At 67.7% G+C, this 11533-nt stretch carries 11 protein-coding genes; 1 reads left to right on the forward strand and 10 read right to left on the reverse strand.

Going from position 1 to position 11533, the window contains the following annotated elements:
* Positions 1-37 precede the first annotated feature (37 nt).
* The 7 genes from rplS to ffh form a co-directional block, all read right to left on the reverse strand.
* Complete coding sequence (rplS, locus tag AC5P8Z_RS03320; protein ID WP_005408597.1) at positions 38-439, reverse strand: 50S ribosomal protein L19; 402 nt, start codon at positions 437-439, stop codon at positions 38-40.
* 154 nt (positions 440-593) lie between these two features.
* Positions 594-1352 carry a tRNA (guanosine(37)-N1)-methyltransferase TrmD gene (gene trmD, locus AC5P8Z_RS03325; RefSeq protein WP_495228084.1) on the reverse strand — a complete coding sequence of 253 codons (759 nt, stop codon included), beginning with the start codon at positions 1350-1352 and terminating at the stop codon, positions 594-596.
* A gap of 8 nt (positions 1353-1360) precedes the next feature.
* Positions 1361-1873 (reverse strand): ribosome maturation factor RimM, encoded by a 513-nt coding sequence (rimM, locus tag AC5P8Z_RS03330; RefSeq protein ID WP_049431209.1) that lies wholly within the window; start codon positions 1871-1873, stop codon positions 1361-1363.
* A gap of 44 nt (positions 1874-1917) precedes the next feature.
* A complete protein-coding gene (gene rpsP / locus AC5P8Z_RS03335; protein ID WP_286071297.1) occupies positions 1918-2178 on the reverse strand; it encodes a 30S ribosomal protein S16 in 261 nt (86 codons plus the stop codon).
* 99 nt (positions 2179-2277) lie between these two features.
* Positions 2278-3090, reverse strand: a complete 813-nt coding sequence (locus AC5P8Z_RS03340) for an aminotransferase class IV family protein (RefSeq protein WP_495228086.1) — start codon at positions 3088-3090, stop codon at positions 2278-2280.
* Positions 3087-4163, reverse strand: coding sequence for an NAD(P)H-dependent flavin oxidoreductase (locus tag AC5P8Z_RS03345; protein WP_495228087.1), 1077 nt, complete (start codon positions 4161-4163; stop codon positions 3087-3089). The genes AC5P8Z_RS03340 and AC5P8Z_RS03345 overlap by 4 nt, the downstream gene beginning before the upstream one ends.
* A gap of 146 nt (positions 4164-4309) precedes the next feature.
* The gene (ffh, locus tag AC5P8Z_RS03350; protein WP_014036403.1) at positions 4310-5686 is read right to left on the reverse strand and encodes a signal recognition particle protein; all 1377 of its coding nucleotides are present in this window, start codon (positions 5684-5686) and stop codon (positions 4310-4312) included.
* Between the two features lie 121 nt (positions 5687-5807).
* Here ffh and AC5P8Z_RS03355 point away from each other — a divergent pair, with 121 nt between their 5' ends.
* Positions 5808-6602, forward strand: a complete 795-nt coding sequence (locus tag AC5P8Z_RS03355; protein WP_286071294.1) for a cytochrome C assembly family protein — start codon at positions 5808-5810, stop codon at positions 6600-6602.
* Between the two features lie 99 nt (positions 6603-6701).
* Here AC5P8Z_RS03355 and AC5P8Z_RS03360 read toward each other — a convergent pair whose 3' ends face one another.
* The 3 genes from AC5P8Z_RS03360 to AC5P8Z_RS03370 all read right to left on the reverse strand — a co-directional run bounded on the left by AC5P8Z_RS03360 (position 6702) and on the right by AC5P8Z_RS03370 (position 11472).
* Entirely contained in the window at positions 6702-7166 is a 465-nt protein-coding gene (locus AC5P8Z_RS03360) for a YqhG/Tai3 family protein (RefSeq protein WP_495228090.1), read from the reverse strand.
* A 94-nt stretch (positions 7167-7260) separates the two neighbouring features.
* Positions 7261-9567 (reverse strand): tetratricopeptide repeat protein, encoded by a 2307-nt coding sequence (locus AC5P8Z_RS03365; protein WP_495228092.1) that lies wholly within the window; start codon positions 9565-9567, stop codon positions 7261-7263.
* A 48-nt stretch (positions 9568-9615) separates the two neighbouring features.
* On the reverse strand, positions 9616-11472 hold the full coding sequence (locus AC5P8Z_RS03370) for an ATP-binding protein (RefSeq protein ID WP_495228093.1): 1857 nt from the start codon (positions 11470-11472) through the stop codon (positions 9616-9618).
* Positions 11473-11533: the final 61 nt, after the last annotated feature.

An 11533-nucleotide genomic window follows, 5' to 3' on the forward strand; every position in this document is an offset into this window, starting at 1 on the left:
CGAAGGTGGCCGTCGCGGCAACAACCGAAGTTGTTTATCAGGCCTTTTCGGCCAGACGGGCAGCCTTGGCGGCAGCAGCGGCAGCCAGGTCTTCCTTGATGCGGGCAGCCTTGCCTTCCAGGCCACGCAGGTAGTACAGCTTGCCGGCGCGGACCTTACCACGACGCTTCACTTCGACCGAGTCGATGATGGCGCTGTGGGTCTGGAAAACGCGCTCGACGCCGTAGCCGTGCGAGATCTTGCGGACGGTGAACGAGGAGTTCAGGCCGGCGTTCTTGGTGGCGATGACGACGCCTTCGTAGGCCTGCACGCGCTCGCGGCTGCCTTCCTTCACCTTCACGTTGACGACAACGGTGTCGCCCTGGCTGAACTTCGGCAGTTCACGGGTGATCTGGGCGGATTCGAATTCCGCGACGATGGACTTGTTCAGCTTGCTCATGGGTTACACCGATTCTTGTTCGGGTGGGCGTGTCGTGTCGACAACGTAGGCTCATGCAGTCACTGGACTGTGCTGCACGTTTGTTGTGGGTACTGCGCGCGCCTGCCGGGGCTGGCGGTAATTGGCCATGATAGCCGATAAAGCCAGCCCTGCGCTAGGGGTTGGCCTTCTGTTTCCGGGCCTGGCGGCCCTGTTCCAGCAGTTTGCGGTCGGCCTTGCCCAGCGCCGGTTCATCCAGCAGGTCCGGGCGCCTCTCGGCGGTACGGACCAGCGACTGCTGACGGCGCCAGGCAGCGATGGCCGCGTGGTTGCCCGAGCGCAGCACATCCGGCACGTCACCCAGCGGATGCTGGGCCGGCTGGCTGTAATGCGGGCAGTCGAGCAGGCCAAGGTCACCCTCGAAGCTGTCCTGCGCCGCCGATTCAGCGTCATTCAGGGCACCGTCCTGCAGCCGGGCCACGGCGTCGATGATCACCGCCGCACCCAGTTCGCCGCCGGACAGCACGTAGTCGCCGAGGGAAATCTCCTCGTCGACGTTGGCCTCCAGGAAACGCTCGTCGATGCCTTCATAACGGCCGCAGAGCAGGACCAGGCGCGGCAATGCCGCCAGTTCCCGCACCTTGGCCTGGGTCAACGGCGCACCCTGTGGGCTGAGGTAAATCACCCGCGCCGGGGTCGGATCAGCATCGCGGATCGCCTGCAGGCAGGCCTGCAGCGGCTCGATCAGCATCACCATGCCCGGGCCACCGCCGAACGGACGGTCGTCCACCCGGCGGTAGTTGCCTTCGGCGTAATCACGGGGGTTCCAGCCATGCAGGCTGAACAACCCCTTCTCCTGCGCGCGCCCGACCACGCCCAATCCAGCGGACTGGGCGAGGAACTCGGGAAACAGGGTGATGACGTCGAAACGCATGCTCACACTCAGAACTCGGGATCCCAGTCGACCACGACCAGGTTGGCCTCGAAGTCGACCGATTTGACGAAGTCCGGCTGCACGAACGGAATCATCCGCTCACGGTCACCCCGGACCACCACCACGTCATTGGCGCCGGTGCTGAACAGGTGTGAGACCTGGCCCAGGGCAACGCCCTCGGTGGTCTTCACATCCAGGCCTTCCAGGTCCACCCAGTAATACTCATCGGGCTTCGGCGGCGGCAAGGCACTGCGGGCCACGTAGATCTCGGTGCCGCGCATCGCTTCGACCGCATCACGGTCCTCGACGCCGGGGAAACGGGCGACCAGGTGCTTGCCGCTGTCGCGGCCACGCACACCTTCAATCGTGGTTTCCACGCCTGACGGGCTGCGCACGATCCACGGCTGGTAACGGAAAATGGCGGAACGTGGCTCGGTCCAGGACTCGAGCTTGATCTCGCCGCGCACACCAAAAGCGCCGACAACCCTGCCCAGCAGGATGCGGCGCTCGATATCTTTCATCTGCTTCAACCAAGAGGGCCACGCCGAAGCGTGGCCCGTCAGGATCAGGCCGCAGCGGCCTGGGACTTGGCCGCTTCCTTGATCAGGTTGCGGACCTTGTCGGTCGGCTGGGCGCCGTTCTTGACCCAATGGTCAACGCGGGCCAGGTCCAGCTCGATGCGCTTCTCGCCGCCCTGGGCGACCGGGTTGTAGAAACCAACGCGCTCGATGTTGCGGCCGTCGCGCGCGCTGCGCACGTCGGTGACGATGATGTGGTAGAACGGACGCTTCTTGGCGCCGCCGCGGGTCAGTCGAATCTTGACCATGGTGTTTTTCCTATTGCCCAGTCGCCAGGATGGCGAGGTAAGCGGGCGATTATAGCGGCAGAGCCCGGCCGAGCCAACCCCGGGGGTGAACTTCCGGGGTCAGGTTCCTTTTGCGGCGCAGAAGGGATCTGACCCGAATCTGTCCCAAGACACCGCCGCCAGCACTGCCCTTCCCTGTTCAGCCAAGGCCTGCGAGCCGGGCAGGACATGCCCGTCGATGGCCTCCAGCGCCCACAGGCCGCTGGCATTGCAGGCAAAAGCCGCCTTCACGCCGGCCAGACCGGCCAGCCGCAGCGGCTGCGTCAACTGCGCGCCGGGCCAATGCTGCTTCAGCAGCGTCTCGGCGGTCCCGCGCAGCGCCGGCGCCTGCGGCCAGAGCAGCCGCTCACCATCGTGCACGGCCAGATTCCAGGTGCTGCCCTCGCTCACGTCGCCATCGGCGGTCACGAACAGCACATCGTCGAATCCTTCCGCCATCGCCGCACGTCGCTCGGCAAACAGGCCGAACGTGCCCACGTGCTTGATCTGCGGCAATTCACGCTGCCAGACCACGCTGCGTACACGCTTGGCCGCCGTCAGCGTCACCGGCGCCGACGCCGCCACCAGCACGTCCACCGGCACCGCCGCCAGCGGATTGCGGAAATCGAAGTGGCGCGAATACACCGTCACCCGCAGCGAGGCATCGCCCTGCCCCGCTTGCCGCAGCGCCTGCACCATCCAAGCCCGCACCTGCGCCATATCCAGCTCGCTGCCGAACAGCTCGCGCGTGGCATGCGACAGCCGCGCCAGATGCAGGTCCAGACCCTGCACGGCGTGGTTACGCACCTGCAACGAGGTGAAATGGCCGTAATTCACCAGCGCGGGCAACACATCCTCCACCTGCGCCGGCTGGCCGTTGCAGGTCAGCGTCATCGCAGCAGTGCCTGCGCCTGTTGCCACATGTCGCGCAGCACGTCGGCGGCGGGTGCTGCCGGCGCCATCCACGCCGACTGCCCGGCCCAGGCCTGCATCGCCGCCAGGCGGTTTTCCTGCGCCGCCTGCCTGCGCATCGGCGCGGTCAGGCCACGCTGCACCGGGTACGGACGTGGCGCCGGGGCACCTTCTGCGACGGCGGCGCGCACATACGGCGTGGCCAGGCCACGCCCCAGCCGACCACTGAAGGCGCGGGTCGGCCAGGTGTCTTCCGGTTCGCTGGCGGCCAGCCCGTCGGCCCATGCCGAGGCGATCGCTGCTTCGGGCGTGCGCAGGAAGGCCGTACCGATCTGCACGGCACTGGCACCCAACGTAAGCGCTGCAGCGATGCCGCGGCCATCGGCGATGCCACCGGCGGCGATCACCGGAATCTGCAGGTGATCGGCCAAACGCGGCAGCAGCGCGAACAGGCCCACCAGCTGGCGCTCGGCCATCGCCGGATCGAATGAACCACGATGCCCCCCCGCTTCCACGCCCTGCGCCACCACCGCGTCGGCGCCGGCATCCTGGGCCGCACGTGCCTCAGACAACGTGGTCGCGCACGCGATCCAGGCGATGCCGGCGTCCTTCAACTGCTGCACGTGGTGCGGCAGCAACACGCCCATGATGGTCGAGGCCACCGCCGGGCGCGCGGCCAGCAGCGCGGCGAACTGTTCTTCGAAATCGGCCGGCGTGGTGTCGGCAGCGCTGGCCGGTACGTCCGGGCCCCATTGCGCGAGGAATGCGCGGCTGGCAGCTTCGGCGGCGACATCACGGGTCGGTGCCGGATCCGGCACCCACAGGTTCACCTGCGCCGGGCCGGTCGAAGCGGCGCGGAAATCGTCCATCCAACGACCGATATCCGCCGATGACGACAGCACCGCGCCCATCGCCCCCATGCTGCCGGCGTTGGCCAGCGCAGCCGACAACGGCACCGGGCAGGCACCGGCCATCGGGGCCAGCAGGATTGGAACGGAAACGCCAAAGCGCCGGCAGAACGCCTCGACGCGGGAAGCTACGGCGGAACTCTGCATGACGGCCCATCGTTTCTGACAGGCCCCCATGGTGCGCGCAGGACGGGGGTGGCGTCGAGCCCGTTGCCCGACCGCCTGCTGCGGCGCTTGCGCCGCCGCCCGAGCGTGGGCTCGGGCGCTACATCACACTGCGACCGGGGCCGTCATCAACGGAACGGCATGCCACGGCCGCCCATGGCGCCCATCATGCCCTTCATGCTGCGCAACATGCCCTTCATGCCGCCGCCGGCCATCTTGCTCATCATTTTTTCCATCTGCATGTACTGCTTCATCAGCTTGTTGACGTCGGCCGGGGTCACGCCCGAGCCCTTGGCGATGCGCGCGCGGCGCGAGCCGTTGAGCAGGTTCGGGTTGCGCCGTTCCTTCTTGGTCATCGAGCCGATGATGGCGATCATGCGCGGCACTTCCTTGCCCTGGCTGACCTGCTGCTTCAGGTGGTCGGGGATGTTGCCCAGGCCCGGCAGCTTGTCCATCAGGCCGCCGATGCCGCCCATGTTCTGCATCTGCTCAAGCTGGTCACGCATGTCGTTCAGGTCGAACTTCTTGCCCTTGGCGACCTTCTCGGCCAGCTTGGCGGCCTTGTCCTTGTCGACCTGCTGCTCGACCTGCTCGACCAGCGACAGCACATCGCCCATGTCGAGGATGCGGCTGGCGATACGGTCCGGATGGAACACATCCAGGCCTTCCGGCTTTTCGCTGACACCGACGAACTTGATTGGCTTGCCGGTGATGTAGCGCACGCTCAGCGCGGCACCACCACGGGCGTCACCGTCGGTCTTGGTCAGCACCACGCCGGTCAGCGGCAGGGCATCGCCGAAGGCCTTGGCGGTGTTGGCCGCGTCCTGGCCGGTCATGGCGTCGACCACGAACAGGGTTTCGGCCGGGTTCACCGCCGCGTGCAGGGCCTTGATCTCGGCCATCATCGCTTCGTCGATGGCCAGGCGGCCGGCGGTATCGACCAGCAGCACGTCGACGAACGACTTGCGTGCATCGTCGATGGCGGCGCGGACGATGGCCTCCGGCTTCTGGTCGGCGCTGGACGGGAAGAACAGCACGCCGACCTGCTCGGCCAGGGTCTTCAGCTGCTCGATCGCGGCCGGACGGTAGACGTCGGCCGAGACCACCATCACCTTCTTCTTGCGCTTTTCCTTCAGGTGCTTGGCCAGCTTGCCCACCGTGGTGGTCTTGCCGGCACCCTGCAGGCCTGCCATCAGGATGATGGCCGGGGCCGGAACATTCAGGTTCAGGTCGCTGGCTTCGGCACCCATCACCGCGGTCAGCTCGTCGCGCACGACCTTGATCAGGGCCTGGCCCGGGGTCAGCGACTTCAGCACCTCCTGGCCGACCGCACGCACCTTGATGCGCTCGATCAGCGCCTGCACCACCGGCAGCGCGACGTCCGCTTCGAGCAGCGCGATGCGGACCTCACGGGTCGCCTCGCGGATGTTCTCCTCGGTCAGGCGGCCACGGCCACGCAGGCGCTCGATGGTGCCGGAAAGGCGCTGGGTCAGGGACTCGAACATGCGGCGCAACCTGTCTGAAAGCGGGGGACAATAAGGCACACAGTATAACGGGTCCGACCCTCCCCCCGGCTGCGACGCTGCGGCCATCGCCACCATCGCGGGGGTATGCGAAACTGCAACGATGACAATCGTTCTCATCGCCGTCCTGCTGTACCTGGCTGCCAGCGCCCTGCTGGTGCGCGCGCTCGGCCGCGATGGGACCGCTGGTGCGCCTGCCTGGCTGTGGCCGGCCCTGCCGGCGATGGTGCTGCATGGCGGCTACCACGTGATGGTGGCGATGCGCACCAACGGCGGGCCGGACATGCACTTCTTCGCCGCGCTGTCGCTGGTCGGCCTGGGCATGGCCTGGCTGACTTCGCTGGTCGGTGCGCGCGGGCGGATGTCGGCGCTGGGCGTGGTGGTGTTTCCGCTGGCCGCGGTACTGCTGCTGGCCTACCACGGCTACGGCCACGAACCGAGCAAGGTGCTGGGCTGGCGCCTGGCCACTCATGCCTGGCTGGCGCTGCTGGCCTACGCGACGCTGAGCATCGCCGCGCTGCTGGCGATCATGCTGTGGCTGCAGGAGCGTGCATTGCGCCGTCGTGAGTTCCGCCCGTGGCTGCGCGCACTGCCGCCGCTGGCCGACCTGGAATCGCTGCTGTTCCGGGTCATCACCGTCGGCTTCGCGCTGCTGACCCTCACCCTGGTCACCGGGGTGCTGTTCGTCGACGACCTGCTGGCGCAGAAGCTGGTGCACAAGACCGTACTGAGCGTGCTGTCGTGGCTCGTGTTCGGCGTGCTGCTGGTCGGCCGCCGTCGCTACGGCTGGCGCGGGGTGAAGGCGGTGCACTGGACGCTATCGGCGATGCTGTTGCTGCTGCTGGCCTTCTTCGGCAGCCAGTTCGTGATCGAACTGGTGTTCGGGCATTCGCGATGAAGGCGTGCCGACCGACGGTCGGCACACGCCCAACATCACCAGGTAATGCGGGCCGCTGGCCGGCAACGGGACCGCATCATGCGTGGATGCCGCACGCGCTCAAGGCAGCGGCTGGGCCAGGATCTTCCGCACCGAACGACCACTGTTGGTGACGATGTCATCAACCTGCCAGCACCCCTGCCCGTGGCGCACCATTGGCAGGCGGGTCAGGTAGGCCTTCTTCCACACCGAATAGCGCATCTCGACCTGGCCGGCGGAGGCCGAAGCTTCCTTCCAGCTGTAGCGCACCGGGGTTTCGATGTCACCGTCCTGCGCATCCAGCCACGGATCCGAATCGATTGTGCAGATGCCCTCTTCGCGCTGCTGGCAGGCGCGCTCTCCACGCAGTGCCTTGCCGAAGGCAGGGCTGACCAGCGCCGGCGGCGGCTCCAGCAGATCACCGTTGCCCGTCGTTGCCTGGTAGAAGGCACGGGCCACCGCCTCTGGTTCCTGGCAGGCGGGCGCGGCCTGTGCGGCTGGCGCCAACAGCAGGCCGGCAATCAGCAACATCCCTGTCTTTCGCATGTCCAATTCCTTTGGTCGTGATGGCGATCTGTTGTAGAGCCGAGCCCATGCTCGGCTGCGTTCCAGCATAAGCCGAGCGCAGGCTCGGCTCTACTTACAGCCCGTAACGCTCGATCACGTCCAGGTGCGGCTGGCGATCCTGGTCGCAGGCTTCTGCCAGGCGCAGCCAGCAATGCGGATGCGGCCACGCTGCGGTGTGCTGCTGCAGGAAACGGTGCAGCGCCAGCGGCGCATGGTCCTGCGGCTGGGCCACGGTGAACAGCAGGCCGGGCAGCGTACCCTCTTCCACATCGGGGTCGGTGACGGTGTAGTCCGGTCGACTGTGCGACCACACCTTCCAGCCCTGTGCTTCGGCCGCCTCGACGAAGGCATTCCAGGCCTCTTCGCCCGGGTGCGCGCCATCGATCATCCAGCTGCGGGCGAAGCCGCCGCGCTCCAGGACATGCACCTGCGCATAGGTCGGGATGAAATGCTCGCGCGCTTCTTCTTCCTCCGGGGCCGGATGCACCAGCGCCGCATCGAACACCACCCAGTCACCCACCTGCTGGGCGCGGTTGGACGGCGCGTTCTCGACGATGCGCGCGGTCACCGGACCGCTGCGACGGGCGTAGTACTCCATCGGTTCGCCGTTCTCTTCGCTGCGGATGATCACCCATCCCCACGGCTCTTCGACCACGCCGTCCTGGCTGGACAATTCCATGCCGATCGCTGCCGCCGAACGGCGCACCGCGTCCCAGTCACGCGCCGCGCTGGCGGCGCTCATGTGGTCCCAATGCGCGGCGTTGGGTTCGTCCAGCAGCTCCACCAGCTGCGCATAGCAGGCCTGGGCCTCGCTGAAACGGCCGGTTTCCATGTACATGCGCGCCAGCGTGCCGCGCGCGCCGTGCGAGCCCGGAGACAGCTCCAGAAGCGATCGGGCCGCCTGCTCCAGCGCCGGCCAGTCGGACACGCGGCGTGCACGCTGCACCTCGCACCAGTGCGCGAACACCGGCACGCTGCCGCGATAGAGATCGGCCAGCTGGCGTAGTCCGTCGTCGTCGCCCTGTTCGGCCAGCCAGCGCATCAGCGTGTAGGCGGCCGGGCCATCGTGCTGCGTATGGCCGCGCACGAATCGCCACAGCAGCGACCGCGCCTCGGCCTGCGCGCCGCAGGCATTCAGTGCCGAGGCGGCCATGTCGGCCAGCGCCTCGTCATCGGGCAGCTCGGCATGCGCCTGCAGCAACCACTGCGCTTCGCGCTCGGGATCGCGCGACTGGTTCTGCTCGCCCTGCGCGTCCAGCCATGCCAGCAGCTCGCCCGCCGGCACCGGCAGTGGCGCGACGTCCGGCAATGCGTCGATGCGCGCGGCCAGGCCTGCCACCAGCGCCGCAGCACCCCGATCCTGGCGCAGCTGCGCCAGATGGGTGCGGGCCAGTTCCAGCTGCCGCAGTGCGACCCAGCGCGCGCCACGCTGCAGCGCCAGCTCCAGGCTCAGTGCCGCCACCTCGATCAGCAGGCGGTGCGAACCTACCCGTGCGAAGTGCTCGATGATGGTGTTGAAGCGCGTGCCCAGATCCCAGGTATTGCGTTCAGGGGCGCGCTGGCACAACGCAGCGGCGGTGTTTGCCCACAGCCGCCAGTAGTTCGGGGTCAGCTCGCTCCACGGCACCAGCTGCTGCAGCGCCTCTTCGTCGCGGCCCAGCTGGGCCAGCGCCCAGGCCTTGGACAAGCGACGCGGCACCGTGCAGTTGGCCGGTTCGTACTCCCCGGAGGCTGCCACTTCGGCTTCGCGCTTCTCGATCAGCGCCAACGCTTCTTCGGCACGGCCCATGCCAAGCAGGATCTTGATCTGCATCTCGGGGAAGCTGTCGAACACTTCCTTGCCACAGGCTTCCACGGCATCGGCCTGCACCTGCAGATAGTCCAGCGCCTCCTGGCCACGGCCATCATCGAGCAGGGCATCGGCCTTCTCGCAGCTCAGGCACTGGAAACAGGCCCAGCTCGGATCGATGCGGCCAAGGGTTTCGTCGCATACCTCGACGCGCTCGGGCACCCAGCCCGGGCCATCGATGTTGCCGTAGCAGGCGGCCAGATCCTGGGTCACGCAGATCGACTGCGGGCATTCCAGGGTGTCTTCGCGGTGCGCACGCTCGAACAGCGCGACCGCCTCGCCCAGCGCACTCTCGCCTTCAACGCGGTTGCCGACGCGGTTGCGCAGCGCCCAGTGGCCGACGTAGACGTCGACCCACGGATTGTCCAGCGCCTTGCCCAGCGCACGTGCTTCGGGCAGCAGTGCATCGACGCGGTCGACGCGAAGTTCGCTCACCTCGTCGGCGAGCCGGTTGAGCAGGTGCGCGTTCTGCGCCTGGCCTGCCTGGCGCAGGTCGCCCTGCAGTTTTTCGACCCAGTTCCAGATGTCCATGGGGTAAGTGCTCCTGTCTAGCGAAGGCTGGATGAGAGGGGGCGGTGCTCAGCGCAGCATCTGCTGCAGGGCACCGGCGATATCGGTAAAGGCACCGTTGAGGTCCGGGCCGGACGTGGCAGTCGCACGGGCCAGCGGACGGCCCTGCGCGGCGACGATGATCTTGAGCGAACGCAGCAGGCGTGCTGCGGCTTCGGCCTGCGGGTGGCCGTCCCGCTGGGCACGCAACAGTGCCTGCACAGCCGGATTGTCGAGGTTGAGGTACAGCCGCGACGGCGCGCGCGATTCGATGCGCGCGGTGAACTGCCGGGCCAGGCGCAGCGCCGCCATTGAAACGCGCTTGTCGTTCTCGTCGTCTTCCAGGCGCTGCTTCAGTTCGGCCTCACGGTCGGGCACCACCACCACCGGCAGCGCCTCCGGGCTGAAGCGTGCCGGCAACAGCTGTTCGCCGTCACCGAGCTGCTCGTGCAGCCATGCCAGCTGCGTCTCGTCGAGGCTGTCGTCGCTGCGGAACAACGCACGGTTGCCCTGCTCGGTGCCCAGTTCAACCAGGCGCAGGCCCTTAGCCTGGGCCCAGCGGCGCAGGAACGGCACCACCGCATAGCGATGGCCGTGCGCCACCGGCACGCCCATCGCACGGAACAGCATTTCCTCGAAGCCGCCGCCATTGTCGAGGATCACATGCACGGCGCCGCGCGCCGGCAACGCGCTGGCCGGCAGGTCACCCTGTGAGGTCGGCACGCGCACGTGTTCCAGCAGCAGGTCGAACAGGCGGTCATCGCACAGCGCTGCGCCGAGCAAGGCCTCATTGTGCCGCGTGAGAACGCGTCGCCACGCCTCCGGCTGCTGCCGCGCGACGTCGGCCAGGCCGTCGATCAGCGCTTCCAGCAGTGCGTGCTGCACGGCGCGGTACTGGTCGTCGCGCTGCAGGTCCTCGCGGCTGGCGGTGGGCGTCAGCCGCGAGGATTCGATCACCCCGCCAATGAACCCCGCCCAGGGCGGCAACAGGTCGCGGGCGTCATCGTCCAGCAGCATGCCACGCACGAACACCGACAGGTTGCGGTTGTCGCTGGTGCCATAGGTCGCCCCGTCCTGCACCCACAGCAGGCCGGTGGCATCACTGTTGCCATCGGCACGCAGCGGCACGGTGACGATCGGCTCGAAATCATGCTCGAAGCGCGCGGCGAACTGCAGCGCCTGGCGCCGCGCCTGCACCGGATGCAGGGCAACATCGCCCTGGCTACGCCACGGCGGCGGCTCGGGATTGAGCGCCTCGGCCGCGCCACCGATGAAGATCGGTTCGGACAGCAGCGCGCAGTAGCGGCCCAGCACCTCGTGCAGGCGCGCCTCGTTGGCCAGCGGCAGGAAGTCCGGATGCAGCTCCAGCTCCACCTCGGTACCGACCGCGCGTGCCGGCACTTCACTGACGGTGTACTGCTCGGCGTTGCTGGACACATACAGGTGCCCCAGATCCGGCGTCTGGTACGAGGTGGTACGCACGCTGACCTTGCGCGCCAGTACGAAGGCGGACAGGAAGCCGAGGCCGAACATGCCGATCAGGCCTTCGTCGTCCTCGCCGCCCTGGCGCAGGCCACGGGTGTAGCCGACGCCGACGGTGGCCAGGTAGTCGTGGATTTCCTGGCGGGTCAGGCCGGCACCGGTGTCGGTGATGCGCAGCACGCCGGCGGCGGCATCCACCTGCACCGAAATGCGCGACGGCACCTCGACCCCGGGTTGCTCGATGCGACGGCGGATGATCGAGTCGTGCGCGTTCTGCACCAGCTCACGCAGCGCCACCACCGGGGTGGAATACAGGTGCTTGCCCAGCACCGTCATCAGTCCATTGAGATCGACCCCGGCACGACGGATCTCGGCGTTGGGGGCGGTGAGCGCGGTGTCCTGCATGTAATCGTTTACTCCTGGGCACGGAAAGGCGCCAGAGGGCGCCTTCGTCGAGCGGGAAAAG

It is taken from the genome of Stenotrophomonas sp. YJH_SMC_17, from assembly GCF_059371655.1.